This window comes from Shinella sp. GW835-FHT14H05 (assembly GCF_058793575.1).
In genome coordinates this window covers 647955-671723 of sequence record NZ_JBXAFY010000002.1, presented here as the reverse complement: position 1 = coordinate 671723, position 23769 = coordinate 647955, and the positions used below count along the sequence as shown (strand labels likewise).

19 protein-coding genes are annotated in these 23769 nt (G+C 64.6%); all 19 read left to right on the top strand.

Going from position 1 to position 23769, the window contains the following annotated elements:
• Positions 1-30 precede the first annotated feature (30 nt).
• The 19 genes from AC1Q6Z_RS10515 (at position 31) to AC1Q6Z_RS10425 (ending at position 23769) form a co-directional block, all read left to right on the top strand.
• A complete protein-coding gene (locus tag AC1Q6Z_RS10515) occupies positions 31-792 on the top strand; it encodes an enoyl-CoA hydratase/isomerase family protein (RefSeq protein WP_492647723.1) in 762 nt (253 codons plus the stop codon).
• 23 nt (positions 793-815) lie between these two features.
• Positions 816-1799, top strand: a complete 984-nt coding sequence (locus AC1Q6Z_RS10510; RefSeq protein ID WP_492647722.1) for a Bug family tripartite tricarboxylate transporter substrate binding protein — start codon at positions 816-818, stop codon at positions 1797-1799.
• On the top strand, positions 1796-3883 hold the full coding sequence (locus AC1Q6Z_RS10505) for an acetate--CoA ligase family protein (RefSeq protein WP_492647721.1): 2088 nt from the start codon (positions 1796-1798) through the stop codon (positions 3881-3883). The genes AC1Q6Z_RS10510 and AC1Q6Z_RS10505 overlap by 4 nt, the downstream gene beginning before the upstream one ends.
• A complete protein-coding gene (locus AC1Q6Z_RS10500; protein WP_435264487.1) occupies positions 3846-4871 on the top strand; it encodes a Bug family tripartite tricarboxylate transporter substrate binding protein in 1026 nt (341 codons plus the stop codon). Before AC1Q6Z_RS10505 ends, AC1Q6Z_RS10500 begins: the two co-directional genes overlap by 38 nt.
• Before the next feature lie 12 nt (positions 4872-4883).
• Positions 4884-6284, top strand: a complete 1401-nt coding sequence (locus tag AC1Q6Z_RS10495) for an MmgE/PrpD family protein (protein WP_492647720.1) — start codon at positions 4884-4886, stop codon at positions 6282-6284.
• Between the two features lie 14 nt (positions 6285-6298).
• Positions 6299-6685, top strand: coding sequence for a Zn-ribbon domain-containing OB-fold protein (locus AC1Q6Z_RS10490; RefSeq protein WP_492647719.1), 387 nt, complete (start codon positions 6299-6301; stop codon positions 6683-6685).
• The gene (locus AC1Q6Z_RS10485) at positions 6682-7836 is read left to right on the top strand and encodes a thiolase family protein (protein ID WP_492647718.1); all 1155 of its coding nucleotides are present in this window, start codon (positions 6682-6684) and stop codon (positions 7834-7836) included. Before AC1Q6Z_RS10490 ends, AC1Q6Z_RS10485 begins: the two co-directional genes overlap by 4 nt.
• A gap of 12 nt (positions 7837-7848) precedes the next feature.
• A complete protein-coding gene (locus tag AC1Q6Z_RS10480) occupies positions 7849-8751 on the top strand; it encodes an SDR family NAD(P)-dependent oxidoreductase (RefSeq protein WP_492647717.1) in 903 nt (300 codons plus the stop codon).
• Positions 8752-8783: 32 nt separating this feature from the next.
• Positions 8784-9239, top strand: a complete 456-nt coding sequence (locus AC1Q6Z_RS10475) for a tripartite tricarboxylate transporter TctB family protein (protein WP_435264492.1) — start codon at positions 8784-8786, stop codon at positions 9237-9239.
• A gap of 1 nt (position 9240) precedes the next feature.
• Entirely contained in the window at positions 9241-10749 is a 1509-nt protein-coding gene (locus tag AC1Q6Z_RS10470; protein ID WP_256115108.1) for a tripartite tricarboxylate transporter permease, read from the top strand.
• A gap of 31 nt (positions 10750-10780) precedes the next feature.
• Entirely contained in the window at positions 10781-11824 is a 1044-nt protein-coding gene (locus AC1Q6Z_RS10465; RefSeq protein WP_492647716.1) for an AbrB family transcriptional regulator, read from the top strand.
• A 70-nt stretch (positions 11825-11894) separates the two neighbouring features.
• Positions 11895-12830, top strand: a complete 936-nt coding sequence (locus tag AC1Q6Z_RS10460; protein ID WP_492647715.1) for a LysR family transcriptional regulator — start codon at positions 11895-11897, stop codon at positions 12828-12830.
• Positions 12831-12911: 81 nt separating this feature from the next.
• A complete protein-coding gene (gene tcuA / locus AC1Q6Z_RS10455) occupies positions 12912-14318 on the top strand; it encodes an FAD-dependent tricarballylate dehydrogenase TcuA (protein ID WP_492647714.1) in 1407 nt (468 codons plus the stop codon).
• A gap of 1 nt (position 14319) precedes the next feature.
• Positions 14320-15480: a tricarballylate utilization 4Fe-4S protein TcuB gene (gene tcuB / locus AC1Q6Z_RS10450; RefSeq protein WP_492647713.1), complete on the top strand. Its 1161-nt coding sequence runs from the start codon at positions 14320-14322 to the stop codon at positions 15478-15480.
• Between the two features lie 294 nt (positions 15481-15774).
• Positions 15775-17502, top strand: coding sequence for a hydantoinase B/oxoprolinase family protein (locus tag AC1Q6Z_RS10445; RefSeq protein ID WP_492647712.1), 1728 nt, complete (start codon positions 15775-15777; stop codon positions 17500-17502).
• Position 17503: 1 nt separating this feature from the next.
• A complete protein-coding gene (locus AC1Q6Z_RS10440; RefSeq protein WP_492647711.1) occupies positions 17504-19582 on the top strand; it encodes a hydantoinase/oxoprolinase family protein in 2079 nt (692 codons plus the stop codon).
• Between the two features lie 31 nt (positions 19583-19613).
• A complete protein-coding gene (locus tag AC1Q6Z_RS10435; protein WP_492647710.1) occupies positions 19614-20663 on the top strand; it encodes an ABC transporter substrate-binding protein in 1050 nt (349 codons plus the stop codon).
• Positions 20663-22042 (top strand): MmgE/PrpD family protein, encoded by a 1380-nt coding sequence (locus AC1Q6Z_RS10430; RefSeq protein WP_492647709.1) that lies wholly within the window; start codon positions 20663-20665, stop codon positions 22040-22042. The genes AC1Q6Z_RS10435 and AC1Q6Z_RS10430 overlap by 1 nt, the downstream gene beginning before the upstream one ends.
• Entirely contained in the window at positions 22039-23769 is a 1731-nt protein-coding gene (locus tag AC1Q6Z_RS10425) for an ABC transporter permease (protein ID WP_492647708.1), read from the top strand. The genes AC1Q6Z_RS10430 and AC1Q6Z_RS10425 overlap by 4 nt, the downstream gene beginning before the upstream one ends.

Genomic DNA, 23769 nt, shown 5'->3' with positions numbered 1-23769 from the left:
CTGGCTTTCCCTTCATCCGGCGAGGTGCTGGTGTCACAAAAGTCCGAGGGCGTTATCGAGGTTCGCCTCAACCGTCCCGACAAGCTCAATGCGCTAACCGATGACATGTACGCGGCCCTGACCGACCTCTTCGGACGCTTCCACGAGGATACGGCGGTCCGAGCGGTCATCCTGACCGGCGAGGGCCGGGGCTTTTGCTCCGGCTCGGACATCGGCGGCATGTTGAAGGTTGGCGGTTCCGCCTCGCGGGCACGTCTGCAACGCCGCCACGCGGCGGTCCGGGCGATCTACGACTGTGAAAAGCCGGTCGTCGCGGCGGTGCGTGGGCCAGTCACGGGCATCGGTTTTTCAGTGGCGATGGCCTGCGATTTTATCGTGGCATCCGACACGGCCTATTTCCAGCAGGCCTTCCGCAACATTGCGCTCGTTCCCGACGGCGGCTCGATCTTCTTCCTTGGCCAGCGGCTGGGCATCGGGCGCGCCAAGGATCTGGTGATGTCCGCCCGCAAACTGTCAGCTGCCGAGGCGCTCGATTGGGGGCTGGTCTCGCGCCTGGCCGCCGATGGCGATCTCGAAACGACGGCGCTGGAACTGGCCGAGGATCTCGCACGCGCGCCGACCTACATGCTGGGGCTCTCCAAGAAGATGTTCGCGGCGGCGTGCAGCCCCTCGCTGGAGACCGTGCTCGAAATCGAGAGCTATGCGGCGAGCGTCGCGCGCTCTTCTGCCGATCATCGCGAGGGCGTCGCGGCGTTCCGGGAAAAGCGACAGCCGAACTTCACCGGCGAATAGAACAGTCTGGGAGGACTTTTGACATGACATTTCTTCGCAATCTGGGTGTTGCAGCCTGTGTCTCGGGATGGGTCTTGGCTGGGCCGGCCTATGCACAGGACGCCTCTGCTTGGCCGGAGCACGAGATCGTCTTCATCGTTCCCTACGCGGCCGGCGGACCGACCGATATTTTGGCGCGCCTCGTCGGCCAGAAGCTCCAGGAGCAGTTCGGCCAGAGCGTCATCATCGAGAACAAGCCGGGCGGCAACGGGTCGATCGGCGCCGTCGCTGCCGCGCGGGCCGAGGCGGATGGCTACACAATCTATCTCGGTGGCATCTCCACCATGTCTGTCGCACCGGCGCTGAGTGCGGACCTCCCCTATGACCCGAACGCCGATTTCGCGCCCGTCTCGCTGCTGTCGCGGCAATCCGTCCTGCTCATGGCCTCTCCGGACTTTCCCGCCAAGACCCTCGCGGACTATATCGCGGCGGCAAAGGCCGATCCAGGCGGCGTGAGCTACGCCACATCCGGCAACGGCACGTCGGGCCACATGGCGGCGGAGCTGTTCCAGCTCGCGGCCGGGGTCAAGCTCAATCATATTCCCTACAAGGGTTCGTCCCCGGCGCTGAACGATCTGATGGGCAGCCAGGTCAACTCGATGTTCGGCACCATGCTGGCGGCCGTGCCCAATGTGCGCTCGGGTGCGATCAAGGCCATCGCGGTCAGCGGCGAGACGCGATCCGCCGCACTACCCGATGTGCCGACATTCGCCGAGCAGGGGCTGAGCGATTATGAGCCCGGCTCCTGGAACGGCATATACGTGCCGGATGGCACGCCGCCCGATGTGATCAGCAAGCTGAATGCCGCGATCGCCGTGGCGCTCGAATCCAAGGACCTTGCCGAAAAGCTGGCGGCGGACGGTTCGGTGCCGGCGCATTCCACGCCGGAAGCGCTTGCCGACCTCATGCGTGCCGAACAGGCCAAATGGAAAGTCGTGGTCGAGAATTCCGGAGCCACGATCCAATGAACGTGATGAAGGACATCGCGCGGCCGTCGCTCGGCGATTGCATGTTCCGGCCGCGCGCGGTGGCCCTAATCGGAGCCTCTGCCGATCCGGCCAAGAACAATGCACGGCCGCAGCGCTACCTGACGGAAGCGGGCTTCGCGGGAAAGATCGTTCCGATCAATCCGGGGCGCAGCGAGATCATGGGATTGCCGTGTTATCCGGATCTCCAGTCCGTGCCGTTCGACATCGACCATGCCTTCATCATGGTTCCGGCCGCCGCAATCGAGGATGTGATCGACCAGTGCGGCCGCAAGGGCGTGCCTGTGGTCACCATCTTTACCGCCGGCTTTGCCGAACTCGGCGAGGAAGGGCTGGCCCTGCAAAAGCGCATGGTCGAGCGCGCCCGCGCCGCCAATGTCCGCATTCTCGGGCCGAACTGCATCGGCCTCATCAATGTGCAAGGCAGGCTGCCGCTGACCGCGAATGCTGCCGTGCAGGAGGAAAAGCTGCGCCCCGGCCCGGTTTCGGTCGTCTCGCAGAGCGGCAGCATGCTGGGCAGCATGCTCACCCGTGCGGCGGTGCGCGGCATCGGCTTTTCCAAGATGATCTCCATCGGCAACGAGGCCGATCTTTCGGTCGGCGAGATGGTGTCGCTCCTTGCGCAGGACGAGGACACCAAGGTCATCCTGCTGTTCCTGGAGACGATCCGCGATGGCGCAGCCCTCGCAAACGCCGCCCGCGAGGCCTTTGCCGCCGGCAAGGCGGTGATCGCCTACAAGCTCGGCCGTTCGGCCCTGGGCCGGCAGGTCGCCGCCTCGCATACGGGGGCGATGGTCGGCGCCGACGAACTGGCGCAAGCCTTCTTCCGCGCCAATGGCATTCTGCGCGTGGAGACGCTCGAAGCCCTGATCGAACTGCCGCGTCTCATCGAGGGGCACCATCCGCCCGAGGGACGGCGTGTCGGCATGATGACGGCGACCGGCGGTGCGGCGGCGATGATCGTGGACCGGCTGGGCCTCTATGGCGACACGGTGCCGGAGCCGCCGGAAGATTTTCGCGCACGGCTTGCAGGCGAGGGAATCGAGATTTCGGACTCTCCTCTGATCGATTTGCCAATGGGGTCAAGCGGCGGCGGGCGCTATACGCGCATCCTTTCGGAACTCATCGCCTCGGACCATTGCGATGCGGTCGTGTCGGTCATGGGCTCATCGGCCCGCTCGAACCCGCAGATGATCTGTGCGCGGGTGCTGAATGCGAAGATCGGCGCCAAGCCGCTTGCGGTGTTCCTGGCGCCGCAGGCCGATGAAGGGCTGCGCATCCTGCATGAAGCCGGCATCGCCGGTTTCCGCACGCCGGAAAGCTGCGCCGACGCGGTTCACGCCTATCTCAACTGGCACAAGCCCGCCGTGGCCCCGGTCCTGCAAGAGGCGGAACTCGCCGAAGCGCGGCGCATCGCGGCCGAGACCATCGACTGGGACGAAGTCAAGGCCAGCGCGCTGTTTGCGGCGCTCGGCGTCCCGGTTGCCGAAACCCAGGTGATCGCTGTCGCGGGCAGCGCGGTGGAGCCGGTCTCAGGCCCGGCGGCGGTGAAATGCCTTTCGCCCGACATCCTGCACAAGTCCGACGCCGGGCTGGTGGCGCTGGGCGTCTCGCCCGAGGCGGTGGCCGGCGTGGCTGGCGACATCCTCCGCAAGGCCCGTGCGGCCTTCCCCGATGCGCGCCTGGAAGGCGTGCTGGTCCAGAAAATGGAGGCGGGCTTGGCCGAGGTCATCCTTGGCTACCGCAAGGACCCGGAAGTCGGTCCGGTTGTCGTGCTCGGCATGGGCGGCATCACTGCGGAACTGCGGCCGAGCATCTCGGTCCGCATCGCGCCCGTCGATGCCGCGACCGCGCAGGAAATGATCGCCGAAGTGCCGGAACTCAGAAAACTGGCGGGGTTCCGCAATTTGCCGAAGGGGGATCTTGCGGCCTTGGCCGAAGCGATCGCCCGTTTTTCGCGGCTCGCCGTGGTGGGAGGAGACATCACGGAGGCCGAAATCAATCCATTGATCATCAGGGAGGAAAATCATGGTGTCGTTGCAGTCGATGGGCTTGTCGCCCGCTGAAGGAACATATCGCCGTAGAAGCGTCCTTATCGCAGGCCTGGTGCTGGGCCTCGGCCTTGCCGCCGGGCCAGTGCCGGCCCTGGCGCAGGAATATCCGGATCGCGTGATCCAGGTGATCGTGCCTTTCCCGCCGGGTGGCGGCACAGACACGGTTTCGCGCGCCGTCTCCGATTTGATGGGACGCGATCTGGGCCAGCCGCTGATCGTCGAAAACCGCGGTGGGGCCAATGGCGCCATCGGCACGCAAATGGCCGCCGCGGCTGAACCCGATGGTTATACGCTCTATATCGGCAATCTTGGGACGATGGCGATCACGCCGAATCTCGATCCCAATGTGAAATACGATCCTTTGAAGAATTTCGTCGCGATCACCCAGATCAACGCGTCGTCCACGGTTCTGGTGGTCAATCCGAAGCTCGGTATCAAGACCTTCGAGGAGTTCGTCGCCTATGCGAAGGCCAATCCGGGCAAGCTGAACTACGCGTCCAGCTCGCCGGCAACTATCCTGCCGATGGAAATGCTGAAGCAGATGGCGGGTCTCGATCTGGTCCACATTCCCTACAAGGGTTCCGGCCCGGCCATGACCGATATTCTCGCCGGCCATGTCGATGTGATGTTCGGCGGCGCGCTCGCCACGGTTCCACACGTCAAGAGTGGTGCGCTGATCGGTCTTGCGGTCGCGGGATCGACGCGCACCAAGGTGCTGCCGGACCTGCCGACGGTTGCCGAAAGCGGCTACCCGGACTTCGCTGCCGACTCCTGGAACGGCATTTTCGCGCCCGCCGGCACGTCTCCCGAAATCATCGCCAAGCTCAACAAGGCAGCGGTCGTTGCTCTGAAGGACCCGGACGTGGCTGCTCGCATGGAAAACGAAGGCGCGGTCGTGATCGCGAATTCGGCCGAGGACTTTGCGGCCTATGTGGCTGCCGAACACGCCAAGTGGAAAACCGTGATCGCGGCGCTGCCTGGCGACATCAAGCTGGACTGATGGAGAGCGGACATGGCGTTGCCAGTTGAAAATGCCGCCGTCGCGGCCGGAGCGGACAGCCTCAGCGGCATCCTGGCGCGCCATGTCGCGCACATCGATTGCGTCGATCTGGACGGAGCGGTGATCCATGCCTTCCGGCGGGCCATGGTGGATTATTTCGCCTGCGCCTTTGCCGGCGCGGAAATGCCCGTCACGCAGGCGCTTCATGCCTGGGCGGCGGCGGAGGGCGGGCGCACGGTTGCCTCCGTCATCGGAAAACAGACCCGGCTGCCGGCGGCACAGGCGGCCTTCGTCAACGGAGCGGCGGCGCATGCCCTCGACTTCGACGACGGTCATACCCGCGGCTCCGCCCATCCGGGCGGGGTGATCTTTTCCGCCGCGCTGGCCGTGGCGCAAAAGCGTGGCGCCACGGCCAGCGAGCTGATTGCCGGCGTGGTCGCCGGCTATGATGTGATGCTGCGCATCGCCTCGACCATGCATCCGGCTTCGGCGCGACAGGGCTGGCACAACACGGCGGTTGCCGGCGTGTTCGGCGCGAGCGCTGCGGCCGGCCGCATCGCCGGTCTTTCGCCAGAGCAGCTGCGCGACGCATTGGGACTGGCGGCGAGTTTCGCGGGCGGGCTTCGTCAATACCTGTCGGACGGCGCCGAGGTGAAGCGTCTCCATCCCGGCAAGGCGGCGCGCGACGGCATTGTTAGCGCCGAACTCGCGCAGGCGGGCATTTCCGGTGCCATCGAATGCCTTGAAGGGGCCGATGGCCTGTTCCGGGCCATGGTGGACAGGCGGATCGACCATGACGCGCTTCTGGCCGGGCTGGGGCAGGATTTCCTGATCCGTGCGGCCTATTTCAAGCCCTATCCCTGCTGCCGGCATTTCCACGCCGCCATCGATGCGACGCTGGCTTTGCGGGCCGAGGAGCGGCTGGAATCAGGCGAGGTCTCAGAAATCGACATCGGCCTCTACCAGGTCGGCGCCCATGGCCACGATCACCGCACGGCAAACAACCTGCTCGAAGCGCAGATGAGCGCCCCCTGCGCGGTCGTCGGAGCCTTGATCCACGGTCGTCTGAATGCGGCCGACTTCGACCCCTCGGCCTTCGTCGGGAGCGAGCCGCAGCGCCTGTTGCAGGCAACGCGCGTCCATGTCGACGAGGATTGCGAGCGGCTCTACCCCACCGTGCGCAGCGGTGTCGTGACGATTGCGCTGAAGGATGGGCGGCGGCTCGAACGCCGCGTCCTCAATCCGCGGGGTGAGACGGCCGATCCGCTGACGGACGACGACCTCAGCCGGAAGTTCACCGACAACGTGCCGGGCCGCATCGGTGCCGAGAAGGCCGCACGGCTCCTTGAGCGCATCTGGGCGATGGACCGTCAGAGCGATCTCTCCGGCTTCTTCCCGCTGCTGGCCCCATGAAGGACGAAACGCATTTGACACAGCACAATCTAGCACAGTCCCCATACGGGCGCTTCCTGGAACACGCCGCGCGCGGCGAGCTGGCCTTTCAGCGTGACGCGACGGGCAAGGCCTTTTTCCCCCCGCGTCTCGTCTCGCCCAAGGATGGTTCCGATCCGGTCTGGGATGTTTCGGCGGGAGCGGGCGCGATCCATTCGCTGACGCTGGTGCGCCACAAGGGCGAGCCGCCGATTGCGCTGGCGATGATCGATCTCGACGAGGGCTTTCGCCTCATGAGCCAGGTCGACAGCGATCATCCCGAAAGCCTGCATATCGGGGACAGGGTGCGTGTCGCCTTTCGCCCGCTGGCGGAGGGGCAGCCGCCCATGCCCGTCTTCAAACCCATGGAGAAGGGCGCATGACCCGTGCGAAACGCGGCAGCGTCGCCGTCGTCGGCGCAGCGGAATCCGACCTCGGCCGGGTCGCCGACCATATGACGCCGATCGATCTGATGGCGCAGGCGGTGCAGCGCGCATTGGCTGATTGCGGCTTGCGGCTTCAGGATGTCGACGGGCTTTTTGCCGCGACTTCGCAGGTGCGCATGGCGCCGCTGGCTCTGGCGGAATATCTCGGCATCCGCCCCGGCTACTTCGACGGCACCAATATCGGCGGCTCGTCCTTCATGTCGCACCTCGCCCATGCCCATGCGGCGATCGAGGCCGGGCTCTGCTCGGTCGCGGTGATCGCCTATGGCAGCACGCAGCGCTCCGTCAGTCGGGCCGCAGCCTCCCCACGCGAATACAATGCCTGGGAAACGCCCTACCGCCCGATCCTGCCGACCTCGGCCTATGCCCTTTCGGCGGCGCGGCACATGCATCTTTACGGCACCACCCGCGAGCAGCTTGCCGAGGTGGCGGTGGCCGCGCGGCAATGGGCGCTGTTGAACCATAAAGCCTGGGAGAAGGAACCGTTGACGATCGACGACGTGCTTTCGGCACGCATGGTCAGCGATCCCCTGACCGTGCGCGACTGTTGCCTTGTCACCGATGGCGGCGGAGCGCTGGTGCTGGTCTCGGCGGAAAAGGCCAAGGAACTGGACGTTGCTCCGGTCTACGTGCTGGGCCATGGCGAGACGCTGAGCCACGCCTCGATCTCGTCAATGGAGGACCTGACCGTGACCGGGGCGGCGCTGTCGGGGCCGCAGGCATTTTCCATGGCCGGGGCGACCCCCGCCGACATGGACGTCACCATCCTCTACGACGCCTTCACGATCACGCCGATCCTGTTCCTCGAAGACCTCGGCTATTGCCCGAAGGGGGAGGGCGGACGGTTCGTGACGGGCGGAGCGATCGCACCGGGCGGTACTTTCGCCCTCAACACCAATGGCGGCGGCCTCTCCTACTGCCATCCCGGCATGTACGGCATGCTCGGCATGATCGAGGCCGTGCAGCAGCTGCGCGGCCGGAGCGGCGCACGGCAGGTCTCCGGTGCGAAGATGGCGCTGGCTCACGGCAATGGCGGGGTTCTCTCCAGCCAGTGCACCGTCATCTTCGGCACGGCCGATACAGTCTAGGAAGGAACGAACATGCTTGAAGGCAAGGTCGCCGTCGTCACCGGAGCGGGGCGCGGAATAGGACGGGACATCGCGCTGACCATGGCGCGCGAGGGCGCGAAGGTGGTCGTCAACGACCTCGGCGTGCAACTCGACGGGACCGATGGTGCCGTCAATCCGGCCGAGGATGTCGTCGCCGAAATCCGCGCGGCCGGAGGCGAGGCCGTGGCGAATTCTGATAGCGTCGCCACCTGGGAAAGCGCGCAGCGCGTGGTCGAAAGTGCCATGGACGCCTTCGGGCGCATCGATTGCGTGGTGAACAATGCCGGCATCCTGCGCGACGTGATGTTCCACAAGATGCCGCCCGAGGACTGGGACCTGGTGATCCAGGTCATGCTGAACGGCGCCTTCTACATAAGCCGGGCCGCGATCCCGCATTTCCGCGCGCAGGAAAGCGGCGCCTTCGTGCATATGATCTCGGCCTCCGGCCTTGCCGGCAACTACGGCCAGGTGGCCTATGCCGCCGCGAAGGCCGGCATGGTGGGCCTGTCGAAATCGATCGCCATCGACGCGCAGAAATACAACGTGCGCTCGAATTGTGTCGCACCTTCGGCCTGGACGCGGATGACGAATTCGATCCCCGAGACCGAAGCGAACAAGGCCCGGATCGCCCAGCGCAAGCAGGTGACGCCGGACAAGAACGCGCCGCTGGTGGCCTATCTCGCCAGCGACCAGGCAAAGGACGTGAACGGCCAGATCTTCGCGACCCGCATGAACGAGATCTTCCTGATGGGGCAGTCGCGGCCGATCCGCAGCATTCACCGAAGTGAGGGATGGACGCCCGAGACGGTCGCCCACCATGCGATCCCCGCGCTCAAGGCCAACTTCTATCCCATCGACCGGAACCAGGACGTTTTCTGCTGGGATCCGGTCTGAACTGAACCGAGCGACAAGCGAGGGAGGAAAAAATGAAACAGAAGAGAGGGAACGTTGACGTCGAAAGCGGCGTCTTCTTCACGGTGACGGGGCTGGTCACCATGCTGCTGTCGATCCACTATTCGTTCGGTTCGGCCGCCCGCATGGGACCGGGCTTCTTCCCGATCATCCTCAGCGCCATGCTGACGGTGCTCGGCCTTGCGATCCTCGTCTCGGGCCTGCGCGACCGCAAGCCCGTGGCGCCGGCGCCGTTCGATGTGAAGAGCGTCGTGATCATCTGCACGGCCGTCGTGCTTTTCGGCCTGCTGTTGATGCGGGCGGGGCTGTTGATCACCGTGCCGCTGACGGTCTTTGTGGCCTCCTTCGCCCAGCACGAGATGAAATGGAAACAAACGCTTGTGATCGCCTTGGCACTGACGGCCTTCACCTGGCTGGTGTTCATCGCGGGGCTCGATCTTCGTATTCCCCTGCTGCCGAGGTTTGTCTGAAATGGAAATCCTGTCACATCTGGCGCTGGGTTTTTCCGTCGCCCTTTCGTTCGAGAACCTGCTGTACTGCATGTTCGGCGTCATCGTCGGCACGGCGATCGGCGTGCTGCCGGGGCTCGGGCCGCTCGCGACGATCGCCATGCTCCTGCCGCTCACCTACACCCTGGAGCCGACCTCCGCCCTGATCATGCTGTCGGGAATCTACTATGGTGCCCAATATGGCGGCTCCACCACCGCCATCCTGGTCAACCTGCCGGGAGAATCCGCCTCGGTCGTCACCTGTCTCGACGGCCACAAGATGGCGTTGAACGGGCGGGCCGGTTCGGCGCTGGCCATCGCCGCGCTCGGCTCGTTCTTTGCGGGAACCGTTGGAACCGCGCTCATCGCCGGCTTCGCGCCGGTGCTCGCAACCTTCGCCTTCAACTTCGGTCCGGCCGAATATTTTGCTCTGATGGTGCTCGGCCTTGTCGCCGCCGTCACGCTGGCGCATGGCTCGCTGTTGAAGGCGCTCGCCATGGTGGTTTTCGGCCTCGTCCTCGGTTGCATCGGCATCGACGTGAACAGCGGCGTGGCCCGGCTGGATTTCGGCTTCCTGGAACTCGCCGACGGCATCGAGTTCGTGGCCATCGCCATGGGCGTGTTCGCCTTTACCGACATCATCGTGAATTGGCGCAAGAAGCAGCAGGAACCCGTTCTGGCGGCGAAGGTGACTTCGCTCATGCCGAGCCGCGAAGAGTTCAAGGAAAGCTGGCCCGCCGCCATTCGCGGAACGGCGCTCGGCTGTGTGCTCGGCCTCCTGCCGGGCGGCGGCGCGACCCTGTCGTCCTTCGCCTCCTACACGATCGAAAAGCGCGTTTCGCGCCACCCGGAGAGGTTCGGGCATGGCGCGCCGGCAGGCGTCGCCGGGCCGGAATCGGCAAACAATGCCGGCTCGCAATCCTCTTTCATCCCGATGCTGACGCTCGGCATTCCCTCTAATGGGGTCATGGCGCTGATGATCGGCGCGATGATGATCCATGACATCGTGCCCGGTCCGCAGATCATGACCGAGAATGCCCCGATGTTCTGGGGGCTCGTCGTCTCGATGTGGATCGGCAACCTGATGCTTCTGGTGCTGAACCTGCCGATGGTCGGGATCTGGGTGAAACTGCTGCGCGTCAAGTATGACGTGCTGGCGCCGCTGATCCTTATCTTCTGCCTGATCGGCCTCTACAGCATCCACAACCAGTCCTTCGAGATCTACCTCGCCGCAATCTTTGCCGTGGTGGGCTATCTCTTCAAACGCATGAACTGCGAGCCGGCGCCCCTGCTTCTGGGCTTCATCCTCGGGCCGATGATGGAGGAGAACCTTCGACGGGCGCTGCTCCTGTCGCGCGGCAGCGCGATGACCTTCATCGAGCGGCCCATCTCGGCCGGCCTGCTGGTTGTGTCCGCCCTGATCCTCGCGGTAGTCCTGTCGCCGGCGCTGCGGCGCAAGCGCGAGGAAGTCTTTGCAGAGGAGGAGGCATGAGGTCCGCATTCCATCGTCCCCAGGCCCGGCCATGAAGCGGACAGCTTATCTGGCGCGGCTGGCCCTCAGCCTCGCAATCGGGGCCTGCGGCGGGACGGCGTTCTATCTCCTGTCGCTGCCGCTGCCCTGGATGCTCGGCGCCATGTCCACGGTTCTCGTGGCGGCGCTCGTGCGGCTGCCCGTGGTCTCCGCACGACGCATTCGCCCGCCGATGGCGGCCGTGATCGGCGTCATGCTCGGCAGCTCCTTCAGTCCTGACATGCTGGGGCGGCTGGACGACTGGGTGCCGGTCACGCTGGCAGCCGTGGCGGCGACCGTGCTGACGGGTGCCGCGGGATACCTCTACCTGCGCCATGTGGCGAAGCTCGATCCGGTCACCGCCTATTTCGCGGGCATGCCCGCGGGCGTTTATGAGATGACCGCCCAGGGTGGCCTTGCCGGCGGGGACGAGCGGCGCATCGCGCTGGTGCAGGCGACGCGGGTTTTCCTCGTGGTCTTCACCGTGCCGATGGTGCTGAACCTGTTCCTGCATTTCGGCTCCACGGGCGGCCTGTCGCTACAGAATGGGCATGGCGCGCTCTCGCTCGCCGACATCGCCATCCTCGTCGTCTGCGGCGCTGTCGGCTGGCCGTTGGCGAGGGCGTTGCACCTGCCCAATCCACCACTAATCGGTCCCATGCTGGTCAGCGCGATTGCGCATGCGGTCGGCCTGACCGAGGGCGCGCCGCCCTATCTGCTGGTCTCCATGGCCCAGGTCGTGCTCGGCACCACCATCGGCGGCCAGTTTCTGGGCTCCGACCGGGGCTTGCTGTTCGGCTCGGCCCTGCACAGCCTTGTTCTCGTGCCGGTCATGGTGGCGATTGCCGCTCTTGCCGCCTGGGGTGTTGCGCGGTGGTCGGGCGGCGGTTATCCGGCGACCTTCCTGGCTCTCGCGCCGGGCGGCACGACGGAAATGTCGCTCGTCGCCCTGGCGATCAAGGCGGAAGTGGCATTGGTCGTCTTTCACCAGATCGTGCGGCAGATTTGCATTCATATGTTCGCGCCCGCCGTGTTCCGCTCCATCCAAAGGCCTTGATCGCCGCCGCGCTTTCCGAACCGCGCGGATGTGCTTACGGTGCCGGGTGAAACCAACCGTGGGGCATGTTTTGGAACTCAGGCAGCTCAAATATCTGGTGACGGCCGTTGAATGTGGCAGCCTGGGAAAGGCGGCGTCACAGCTTGGAATGGCAACGTCAGCGTTGAGCCAGCAGATCAGCCGTCTCGAAAGCGAGCTGTCCACCCGGCTTCTTGTGCGTGGCGCCTCAGGTGTCACGCCGACGGAGGCTGGTGCTGCCTTCTGCCGTCATGCGACGCTGGCCCTCAGGCATGTCGATGCCGCGGCCGCCACCGCGCAAGGCGCCCGGCTTTCGGGCATGGTTTCGCTGGGCCTGGCTCCGACGACGGCGTCCGTCCTGGCCCTGCCGCTTATCAAGGCCATGGCACGGCGCCATCCGAACATTCGCCTGCAACTTGTGGAGGGCATGTCGGGCCATCTCGCGGGGATGCTGAAACTGCGCCAGATCGATCTGGCAGTGCTGTTCAACGCCGAATCCGTGACCTTTGCCAAAACCGAGGCAATTCCCCTGCTGGACGAGAGCCTTTTTCTCATCGGTGCAGCGATGGAAGGCGAGGGGCAACTGACAAGCAAGCCCGTCACCTTGGCAGAACTGTCGGGACTTCCCCTCATCCTGCCCAGCAGGACGCACGGTCTTCGGGCAAGCCTCGACCGCTCGTTCAGCGCCGCCGATATCGTCCCCAACATCGCGATGGAAATCGATTCCCTGGCCGTGATCATGGAGGCCGTGACGGAAGGGTTGGGCTATACGATACAACCCGGTGCAGCCCTTGCCCGCCCCTCCACATCAGCGCTCGTTGTTCGGCCCGTTTCCGACGAGGGGGCCCGGCGAACCAATCTCCTGGTGAGCCTTCCGGAGCATGAGCTGTCTCCCGCGGCCCTCGCGCTGCGTGCGCAGCTGCGTAAGGTCGTCGGCGGGCTCGTGCGTGACGGGCGGTGGATGGGTGCCACTCTTCACGAATCGTGAAGCTGCCTTCAGTCTTCGATGATGGTCGATATCCGGTGCGTTCCCTAAAGGTTGGTTGAAACCTTTGAGGAGACGCGGATCGTGGTCGATGTTCTGATTGTCGGGGGCGGCAATGCTGCGCTTTGCGCAGCCCTGATGGCGCGCGAAGCGGGCGCCTCCGTGCTGATGCTCGAAGCCTCGCCGAAGGACTGGCGCGGCGGAAACTCCCAGCACACCCGCAATCTCCGCTGCATGCACGACGCGCCGCAGGACGTGCTGATCGAGGCCTATCCCGAGGAAGAATACTGGCAGGACCTTCTCAAGGTCACCGGCGGCGAGACCAATGAACATCTGGCGCGCCTCGTCATCCGCGCTTCGTCGCACTGTCGCGACTGGATGCGTCGCCACGGCGTTCGGTTCCAGCCGCCGCTGTCCGGCGCGCTGCATGTGGCGCGCACCAACGCATTCTTCATGGGCGGCGGCAAGGCCCTGGTCAACGCCTACTATCGAAGCGCCGAGGCGCTTGGCGTGGAGGTCCGCTACGAAACGCCCGTTACCGAGATGCTGCTCGATGGCGACCGGTTTGTCGGCGTCGTCACGGAAGCCGGTGAAAGGATCACCGCGAAGGCCTGTGTCCTCGCCGCCGGCGGTTTCGAATCCAACCGCGAATGGCTGCGCGAAGCCTGGGGCCGCAACGATCGCGGCGAGTGGCCGGCGGACAATTTTCTGATCCGCGGAACACGCTTCAACCAGGGCGTTATTCTGAAGGCGATGATGAAGGCCGGTGCCGACATGATCGGCGATCCCTCGCAAGGCCACTGCGTCGCCATCGATGCCCGCGCGCCGCTCTATGACGGCGGCATCTGCACCCGCATTGATTGCGTCTCGCTCGGTGTCGTCGTCAACCGGCAGGCGGAGCGGTTCTACGATGAGGGGGAGGATTTCTGGCCGAAGCGCTACGCGATCTGGGGGCGCCTCGTTGCCCAGCAGCCCGGCCAGATCGCCTATTCGATCATCGACAGGAAGGTTGTCGGACGCTTCATGCCGCCGGTCTTTCCCGGCGTGGTCGCCGACAGCCTCCCGGAGCTTGCCGCAAAGCTGGAGCTTCCCGTCGAGACCTTCATGCAAACGCTCGATGGTTACAATGCCGCCTGTCAGCCCGGCACCTTCAACCACACGGTTCTGGACGACTGCATGACCGAAGGCGTGGCGCCGGCCAAGACCCACTGGGCGCAGAAGATCGATACGGCACCCTTCTATGCCTATGCGCTGAGGCCCGGCATTACGTTTACCTACCTCTCGCTCAAGGTCGACGACACCGCGGCCGTGCGGTTCGCGGACAGGCCAAGCCCCAACCTGTTCGTGGCGGGCGAGATGATGGCGGGCAATGTGCTCGGCAAGGGATACACGGCCGGCGTCGGCATGAGCATCGGCACGGCCTTCGGGCGCATTGCCGGAACGGGCGCAGCCGCAGCGGCGCGCGCCGCGCACACGATCGGGAGACACTGACATGGCCGCCATCGACACGCTGATGGACCTCGCCGGCAAGGCGGAACGGGAGCTCGACGCCAATGTGGCGGAGGTCGATCGCATCCTCCACATCTGCAACGCCTGCCGCTATTGCGAGAGTTTCTGCGCGGTGTTTCCCGCCATGACGCGGCGGCTGGACTTCAACGTCGCGGATGCCCACTACCTCGCCAATCTCTGCCACAACTGTTCGGCATGCCTCTATGCCTGCCAATATGCCCCGCCGCACGAATTCGGCGTGAATGTCCCAAAGGCCTTGGCGCAGGTACGGCGCGATACCTATATCGAATATGCCTTCCCGAGGGCCTTCGGTGAACTCTATCGCTGCAACGGCCTGACCGTCGCCATGGCGGTCAGCCTCGGCGTCGCGGCTTTCCTCATCGCCACCATCCTGATCAAGGGCAGCCTGTTCGTGCCCGGCCTCGAAGGCGAGTTCTATGCGATCTTCCCACACAATACGCTCGCCCTCGTGTTCGGCGCGGCGTCGCTGTTTTCGGTCGTCGCGTTGACGATCGGCGTCACGCGATTCTGGCGGCAGGTTTCCGAGCCCGGAAAACCTGTTGCGATGCCCGCCGCCGTCGGCGAGGCGGCGAAATCGGCGTTGACGCTGCAATATCTCGGCGGCGGCCACGGCGACGGTTGCAACAACGAGGACGATGCCTTCACGCTCTGGCGCCGGCGGTTCCATCACTTCACCTTCTACGGCTTCATGTTGTGTTTCGCCTCCACGTCGGTGGCGACGCTCTACCACTACCTCTTCGGCCTGGAGGCGCCATATCCGATCTTCAGTCTGCCGGTCATCCTGGGAACGCTCGGCGGCATCGGCCTTCTCATCGGCCCGGCCGGCCTGTTCTGGCTGAACATGCGCCGCAACCCGCTACAGATGGACGACAAGCAGAAGACCATGGACCGTGGCTTCATCGCACTGTTGTTTTTCATCAGCCTGACCGGCCTGGCGCTTCTCGCCTGGCGCGACAGCCCCGCGATGCCGTTGCTGCTGGCCATCCATCTCGGCTTCGTGATGGGGTTGTTCGTGACGCTGCCCTATGGAAAATTCGCCCATGGCATCTTCCGCTGCGCGGCCCTTCTCAAGCATGCAATCGAGAAGCGGCGGCCGAACCCCGTGCAGGCGGGAGCGGATTGACGCGTGAAGGCGGGGCGCCCTTCCGGGGCAGCTCCAGCGTCTATCCTGCGCCTTGAAACACCCGGCTTCGGAGCGAAGCCGGGTGTCGTTGTTTTCATCATTCGATATCGGCTTCGTTCTGACCCGCAAGGCGCTTGCACAGCCCTTGCGGGTCTTTTGACGTCCATGCCGAGGCCCTCAAAGGCGGCTCGTTCGCCTATAGCAAATAGACATACACTTATGCAGTCTATTAGGTTGCTTAATAGCCTCCCCACCTCAATGATGGGCTCACGATCTTCAAAGGGGAAAGCATTCATGGGGCGCAGTGGTATGGATGCCGTGGATATTGAAATCCAATGGCAGCGGCTGATTTCCTTCCTTTCGGAGGCCGCTCTGACCATCGTCAAGACGTCTTTTTCCAAGATCGTCAGCGAGGGCGGCGACTTCGGTTGTCTTCTGTACGACCGGGAAGGGCGGATGATCGCGCAGGACACCGGCGTGTCCAGCAAGCTGGCGCCGTCGCCGCGCACCGTGACCGCGATCCTTCAACGCTTCGGGGCAAACGACATCAGCGAAGGCGATGTCTTCATCACCAACGATCCCTGGCTATGCTGCGGCCACCTCTACGATATTTCGGTGATCAAGCCGCTGTTCCATTGCGGCCGGCTGGTCGGTTTCGCCGAAACGATGGCGCATGTGCCGGACATCGGCGGCAGCCTTTCCAGTGACGCCCGCGAGGTGTTCGAGGAGGGGCTGAGCCTGCCCGTCGTCCACCTGCTGCGCGGCGGGCATGATGTGCCCGAGGTCTGGGCCTTGATCCGCGCCAACGTGCGCGTGCCCGACCAGTTGGAGGGCGATATCCGCGCCTTCATCGCCGCCTTGTACCTCGACCAGCGCCGGGTCACGGCCTTCCTGGAAGACAATGGGCTGGAGGACCTGCAACCCATCGCGGACGAAATCATCACGCGATCCGAAGCTGCGATGCGTGCGGGGTTGCTGGCGACTATCCCGGCTGGAAAACACCGCAACACCATTCTGCTCGACGGCGTGGAAACCGACGAGCCGCTATCGATCTCGGTCTCGATCGAACGGCATGAGGATGGATCGGTGACCGTCGACTATGACGGCACCGGGCCGCAAAGCGCCGTCGGCATCAACTGCACCGAAGCCTATACGGAAGCCTGGACCGCCTATGCCATCCGCTGCATCGTCGCACCGCACATTCCTTATAATGCTGGGTTGTTGACCCCGGTGCGGCTGAAAGCGCCGTCCGGCACCTTTCTCAATGCCCGCCACCCCGCGCCGGTGCGCATGAAATCCTCGACCGGAAACTTCATTCCTGCCGCGATTTTCGGCGCGCTCGCCGAGGTCGCACCGGACCGCATGATCGCCGAATCCGGCATCAAATGCGTGATCCGTTGCTTCGGGACGGATGCGCAGGGCCGCAACATCGCCGAGACCCCGCATTTCATGGGCGGGCTCGGCGCACGGTCCAGCAAGGACGGCGTGTCCTGCATGTCCTTCCCCGCCGCAGGCGCCGAGACGCCGGTGGAAATGCTGGAAAATTCCCTGCCCCTGACGGTGACGCACAAGTCGCTGATTTCGGACTCGGGTGGTGCCGGACGGTATCGCGGGGGGCTCGGCCAAAGCATCGGCCTGCGCTGCGAAAGCGACCGGCCGCTCAGCGTGCTGGTACAGAACATCAAGGTCCATACGCTGGCCGCCGGCTATGCCGGTGGTGGTGCGGGCGGGCAAGGTTACAACCGGCTCGGCGGACGGACGTTGCCGGGGAAAACGCAGGTGCGGCTCTCCCTGGGCGATGAACTGGAAATCGGCCTGTCGGGCGGCGGCGGTATGTCCTATCCCCATAGACGCCCCCTGGCCGAGGTTCTGGCGGATGTCGCCGAAGGCTGGGTCAGCCGCGAGGCCGCCGCCACCCACTACGGCGTCGCGCTGCACCCGGACGGCACTGTCGACGAGGTCGAAACCCTCCGGCTGCGCGAACCGGCCGCCGCCTCTGCCGCCCTTCTTGAGAGAGTCTGACATGTATCGTCTGGGTATCGACATCGGCGGAACGTTCACCGACCTGGTTCTGGTCAATGCCATCACGGGCGACCAGCTCCTGGGCAAGGTCCTGACCACGCCCGACAATCCCTCGCTTGGTGCGCTGGATGGCGTGAAGCGGCTGCTTGAGGATGCCGACATCGAGGCGGGCGATCTGCGGCACGTGATCCATGGGACCACGCTGGTGATCAACGCGCTGATCGAGCAAAAGGGTGCGCGCACGGGTCTGCTCACCACGCGTGGCTTCCGCGATATTCTGGAAATGCGCCGGGGCAAGCGCTTCGACATCGACGATCTGTTCATCGAAGTGCCGTCTCCGCTGGTTCCGCGCAGCCGCGTGGGCGAGATCGCCGAACGGATGGACCACAGCGGCCGCGCGATCGAGCCGTTGGACGATGTCCATGCACGGGCCGCTGTCGACGCGATGGTCGCGCAGGGGGTCGAGGCGATCGCCGTCTCGTTCCTGCACGCCTACCGCAACGGTGCGCATGAGGAGCGCGTGCGCGAGATGATCCGAGAAGTCGCACCCGATGTCGCGGTCAGCCTGTCGTCCGAAGTGTCGCCCGATGTTCGGGAGTACGAGCGCACGTCGACGACCGTGGCGAATGCCTATACCCAGCCCCTCATGCGCCGCTATCTCGATCGCATGGCCGAGGAACTGGCCCGGACGGGATACAACCACGACCTCTATCTGATGCTCTCCGATGCCGGGCTGACCACGGTCGATACGGCAACCGCATTTCCGATCAGGCTGATGGAGTCCGGTCCCGCGGGCGGAGCAGTCGCCGCGCGCTACTACAGCGAGCTGCTGGGGCGGCCCAATCTCGTGGCCTTCGACATGGGCGGCACCACCGCCAAGATCATGTTCATCGCCGATGGCGAGATCATAACCGCCGACGAGCTGGAAACCGCGCGCCGTTACCGGTTCAAGCGGGGAAGCGGGATTCCGATCCGCATCCCGGTGGTGGAGATGCTCGAAATCGGCTCGGGCGGTGGCGGCATCGCCGCGCTGAACGAGATGGGCTTGCTGAAGGTCGGCCCGCACAGCGCGGGCGCGCAGCCGGGACCGGCCTGCTATGGGCGCGGGGGCGAGTTGCCCACGGTGACGGATGCGAACCTGCTGCTCGGATACCTGAACCCCGACTATTTCCTCGGTGGCCGGATGAAGCTGGATGCGGCTTCGGCTCAAGCGTCCATGGAGCCGCTATGCGCGTCGTCCGGCCTGTCGCCGGAGCGGGTGGCTTGGGGGATCCACGAGATCGTGACGGAGGACATGGCCCAAGCCGCGCAGTTGCACCTTCTGGAACGTGGCGTCGATCCGCGAAAATTCGCACTGCTGGCCTTTGGCGGCGCAGGGCCGCTGCATGCCTGCGGACTGGCCCGCAAGCTCGGCATTTCCGAAGTCATCATTCCCTATGCTGCCGGTGTCGCCTCGGCCTTCGGCTTCCTTGCCGCGCCGCTGTCGATCACGCTGATGCAGGGCCATCCGACCGCGCTGAAGGGCGCCGACACCGCGGCGATCAACGCTCTGCTGGCGCGGCTGGAGGAAAAAGGTCGCCGGTTCCTGAAGGATGCCGGGGTGGCGGATGACGAGATGCGGCTTCGCCGCTTCGCCTCGCTCCGCTACCGCGGCCAGAGCTCGGAACTGAAGATCACGCTTTCGAACGCGGCGCTGGACGAGGCGACGATGGACGACCTGACGACGGCCTTTTCGGACGAATTCGAACGGGTCTACGGCAGGGCCAACCGGCGCGTCGGGGTCGAGGCCCTGAACTGGCAGGTCCAAGTCAGCGGACCCAAGCCGCAACTGGCGACCGCCCAGGCCGTGGCGCGCGCAACAAACCCCAGCGTGGGGGAGCGCATGGCCTATTTCGCCGCGGCCGGCGGTCGGCTGCTGACATCCGCCATCCCGCGCAGCATCCTCAAACCTGGTGTCGAACTGCGCGGCCCACTGCTCATCGAGGAAGATGAGTCCACGACAGTGATCCCGCCAGACACAACACTGACGGTCGACGCATATTTCAACCTGATTATTAAACTGGATCCGAAGCAGCACTGAAAATTCACATCGTTTCCTGGGAGGAGAAACCATGCACGAACATTTGAAGACGGAAAGATCAGCCACTACCCTCGCAACGGTCGCCCTGGCGATCGCCATGGGGGCCTATTCGAGCCAGCCGGCCCTGGCCATGGACGAGGCGACGCTGGAGGCGGCGCGACAGGAAGGCTCCGTCGTCATCTACAGCGCTTCGCCGTCCGAATTGCTCGATTCGCTGACGAAGGCCTTCAACGCCAAATATCCGGGGATCACGGCCGAATATTATCGTGCGGGGTCCTCGCAGGTCTACGAACGCCTGATAGCCGAACAGGACGCCAATCGCGTCAACGGCGACATCATCCATGTGTCCGACGTCGGCACGATCGCCGAACTGAAGGAGGCGGGGCGCCTCGTGCCCTATGCTTCGAGCGAATACGCGGCCTATGATCCGCAATATGTGGATCCGGACAAGACCTGGTTCGTGGCCCGCGCGCACTTCCTCAACATCGCCTACAATGCGGGACAGGTGTCAGACGCGGATGCGCCCAAATCCCTTCGCGATCTGGCCGATCCCAAGTTCAAGGGCAAGGTCGGCATCATGGACGTGCGCCTGGCCGGCGGCGCCTATACCTGGCAATATGCGGTGTGGAAACTCTATGGGCCTGAGTTTTTTGCCGAAATGGCCAAGAACGAGCCCAAGCTGTTTCCGGGCCATGGCCCGATCAACGACAGGATCATTACCGGCGAACTGCTGGTCGGCGTCAGTCTGAACTACATGACCGACGAGGCGATCCTGGAGAAGGGTGCGCCCATCAAGGCGCTCTTCCCGACGGACGGCGCGCCGATGATCTGGAGCCCGGTCGGCATTGTGGCCAAGGCGCCGCACCCGAACGCGGCCAAGGTGATGATGGACTTCCTGGCCTCGCCCGAGGGCCAGCAGATCTTCAACTCGCAATATTCCTATTCGCTGCACCCGGCAGTGAAGCCGCGCGAGGGCATGGTGCCGCTGAGCGAAATCAAGGTGCTGGACATGCCGCTTGCCGACATGATCGCGCAGCAGAACACCGTGCAGACCACCGTCCGCAGCGCCTGGGGATACTGATGAAAACGGAGGGTTTAGGCGCCACGCGGCAACTGGCGCGGCATCTGGCGGAATTGCGCCTCGACGCCATTCCCGCCTCGGCGGTGGAGCGGGCAAGGCTCCTGCTCCTCGACGGGCTGGCATGCCTGGTGCTGGGCACGCGCGGCACGGTGGGGCAGGGCGCCGTCGAGGCCATGCGCCTCCTCGGCGGCCATCCGCACTGCACGGTCTTTGCCGGTACAGGCGATTTCCGTTCCAGCGTTCGCAATGCGGCCTATGCCAATGCCATGACGCTCTACAGTGTGGGGCTGAACGACATTCACAAGCCCTCCACATCCCATCCCGGCGGCTGCATCGTGATGCCGTCGCTGGCCGTAGCCGAATGGCTTGGCCGCGACGGCGGCGATATCCTGACCGCGCTGGTTGCCGGTTATGAAATGAACGCTCGCGTGGGCACGGCGACCGCGCCAAGCCACCGCGAGCGGGGCTTCCACACGACCGGCACCGTCGGCACCTTCGGCGCGGCGGCCGCCGCCGGCAATCTGATGGGCCTCAATGCGGACCTGCTGGCCAATGCCTTCGGCGTCGCCGGATCGCAGGCGGCAGGCCTCTACGAATTCCATCACGACGGCGCGCTGACCATGGTTTTTCACGCCGGGCGCGCGGCGCAGAATGGGGTGGAAGCCTGCATTCTGGTGCAACATGGGCTGACCGGCCCCGTGACCGTGCTGGAGGGCGACAAGGGTTTCTGCCGCGCGCTGTCCGACAGCTATGACCTGGAGGTTCTGACCCGCAATCTCGGCGAGCGCTACCTGATCGAGGAGACGAGTTTCCGTCTCTATTACGGCTGCAACTCGACGCTGGCTGCCTCGGCCGCGACGGAGAGGCTGCTGGTCACGCACGGCATCTCGGTGGATGACATCCGCGAAATTGTGGTGCGCTGCCATCCGGTGGTGGAGCGCGACAACAACGATCCCGAGGCCGGCACGCTTCTGGCCGCGCGCCTGAGCATGCAGTTCAACCTGGCGCTGGTGCTCGACCGCGGTCATGTCTGGACGGCAGACATCTATGACGAAGACCTGTGGAGCCCCGCAATCCGCGCGCACATGCCCTCTGTTCAGCTGCTCGCGGATGACGCGATGCCGCGCTTTGGCGCCTCGGTCACCGCGCTGTTGAAGGACGGCCGTTCGGTCGAAGAGGTCATCCTGTCGCCTTCCGGGGACGCCGACACGCCGCCTTCTTTCGACGAGATCGCTACGAAATTCCGCCGCATGGTCGCCCCGGTCGGCGGCGCAGCATCGGCGGAGCGGGTCATCTCGATCGTGGCGGAACTGGAGCGCCATTCGGCAGCGGAGCTCATCGCAGCACTGGCCGATGCCTGCCGGGGAGGACACGCATGAGCGTCAGCGAAAACCGCGACCTGCATCGGCAGGTATCCGGCTCCGGGTGGGGTTTCACCCGGATATCGGGCCAGACGCTACTGTGCTACTGCCTGATCGCCATTCTATGTCTGCTGGTCGTTTACCCGATGGTGAGCCTGGTTTACGGCAGCTTCGCCTCGCACGGCGGTGCGGCCGATGGCGGACTGTCGCTTGCCAACTTCTCGCGCATCTTCACCAGCGGCCAGTTCTGGCTGGCATGGCGCAACACGCTGATCGTCAGCACCGGCTCGATGCTCATCGCCACCGTCAGCGGCGTTGGGGCGGCCTTTCTGATCGCGCGCACCGATATTCCCGGCCGCCGCATCTGCGAGGTGCTGGTGACGCTGCCGATCTTCATCTCGCCGTTCATCGGCGCGGTCGCGTGGAGCGGGCTTGGCGCACCGGAAGTCGGGCTCCTGAACAGGATCTTCGCCGCCATCGGGCTGCCGATGAGCATCAACATCTACAGCCTTGCCGGCATCGCCATGGTGCTGGGTTTCTACATGACACCCTATGTGTTCCTGTTCACCTCGGCACCGCTGAAGGCCATCGATTCCTCGATGGAAGAGGCCTCGCGCCTCAGCGGGCAGACGATGTTCCAGACGCTGCTACGGGTGACATTCCCACTGGTGACGCCCAGCATCCTCGCCGCCGGTCTGCTGGTCTTCGTGCTGTCGATGGAGAATTTCGGTGTTCTGGCCGTTCTCGGCATGCCGTCGCAAATTCCCTTCATTCCGACCGAAATCTACCTCAAGGTCGCCTATCCGCCGCCGGATTATGGCTATGCCACGGTGATCTCGATTTCCTTCGTCATCATCACCGCCGTCGCACTGTTGTTGCAGCGCCGGTTCATCGCAGGCCGCACCTATGTCTCCGTCAGCGGCAAGAGCTATCGCCCCATGCTGGTCAGCCTCGGACCCTGGCGCTGGGTCGCGCTGGGTGGCCTCGTCCTGTTCGTGTCCATCTCCACCCTGATGCCGCTCGCCACCATGGTCACCGCGTCGTTCCAGTCCTACTGGACGACCCAGTTCACCAACTTCACCACCATCAACTACGAATCCGTATTCTCACGCGGCCTGTTCTTCCGGGCTGCCTGGAACACGCTTTTTCTGGCCGTGGTCGGCGGGCTGATCGCCTGCGTCCTGACCGCCGTGATCGCCTATATCGTGACCTTCTCCCGTGCTTCCGGGCGACACACGCTGGATCTCCTGAGCTCGATGACCGTCGGCGTGCCGGGCGTGGTGTTGGGGGTGGCGCTGCTGTGGGCCTGGATACGGGTGCCGCTGCCGATCTACGGCACGATCTGGATCCTGATGATCGCCTATATCACGCGGTTCCTGTCCTTCGGCGTGCGCAACATGTCCGCCGCGCTGACGCAGATCGACGGCGACCTCGAAAATGCTGCGCGGGTCTCGGGCGCCAACAAGACGGTGGCTGCGCTCACCATCACCTTCCCGCTGATCCGCGAGAGCCTGTTGTCGAGCTGGGTGCTCTACTTCATCTCCTTCGTGAAGGAGCTGAACACGTCGGTCCTGCTCTATGCCTTCAATTCCGTCGTGCTGCCGGTGCTGATCTTCGACGCCTATTTCGAGGGGAAATATCCCGAAGTGGCGGCGTTGGGCACGGGAATCTCGCTGTTCATCCTGGCGGTCTATCTGGTTTCCAATTTCATTTTCGGCCTGAAGGTCGGACAAAAGGCAGGGTAG

Bases quoted from the DNA above. Each gene is read 5' to 3' on its own strand.
- AC1Q6Z_RS10435 (WP_492647710.1), top strand. From the start codon at position 19,614: ATGCACGAACATTTGAAGACGGAAAGATCAGCCACTACCCTCGCAACG.
- tcuB (WP_492647713.1), top strand. From the start codon at position 14,320: ATGGCCGCCATCGACACGCTGATGGACCTCGCCGGCAAGGCGGAACGG.
- AC1Q6Z_RS10500 (WP_435264487.1), top strand. From the start codon at position 3,846: ATGGTGTCGTTGCAGTCGATGGGCTTGTCGCCCGCTGAAGGAACATAT.
- AC1Q6Z_RS10445 (WP_492647712.1), top strand. From the start codon at position 15,775: ATGGGGCGCAGTGGTATGGATGCCGTGGATATTGAAATCCAATGGCAG.
- AC1Q6Z_RS10480 (WP_492647717.1), top strand. From the start codon at position 7,849: ATGCTTGAAGGCAAGGTCGCCGTCGTCACCGGAGCGGGGCGCGGAATA.
- AC1Q6Z_RS10505 (WP_492647721.1), top strand. From the start codon at position 1,796: ATGAACGTGATGAAGGACATCGCGCGGCCGTCGCTCGGCGATTGCATG.
- AC1Q6Z_RS10430 (WP_492647709.1), top strand. From the start codon at position 20,663: ATGAAAACGGAGGGTTTAGGCGCCACGCGGCAACTGGCGCGGCATCTG.
- AC1Q6Z_RS10440 (WP_492647711.1), top strand. From the start codon at position 17,504: ATGTATCGTCTGGGTATCGACATCGGCGGAACGTTCACCGACCTGGTT.
- AC1Q6Z_RS10495 (WP_492647720.1), top strand. From the start codon at position 4,884: ATGGCGTTGCCAGTTGAAAATGCCGCCGTCGCGGCCGGAGCGGACAGC.
- AC1Q6Z_RS10465 (WP_492647716.1), top strand. From the start codon at position 10,781: ATGAAGCGGACAGCTTATCTGGCGCGGCTGGCCCTCAGCCTCGCAATC.
- AC1Q6Z_RS10485 (WP_492647718.1), top strand. From the start codon at position 6,682: ATGACCCGTGCGAAACGCGGCAGCGTCGCCGTCGTCGGCGCAGCGGAA.
- AC1Q6Z_RS10425 (WP_492647708.1), top strand. From the start codon at position 22,039: ATGAGCGTCAGCGAAAACCGCGACCTGCATCGGCAGGTATCCGGCTCC.
- AC1Q6Z_RS10470 (WP_256115108.1), top strand. From the start codon at position 9,241: ATGGAAATCCTGTCACATCTGGCGCTGGGTTTTTCCGTCGCCCTTTCG.
- AC1Q6Z_RS10475 (WP_435264492.1), top strand. From the start codon at position 8,784: ATGAAACAGAAGAGAGGGAACGTTGACGTCGAAAGCGGCGTCTTCTTC.
- AC1Q6Z_RS10510 (WP_492647722.1), top strand. From the start codon at position 816: ATGACATTTCTTCGCAATCTGGGTGTTGCAGCCTGTGTCTCGGGATGG.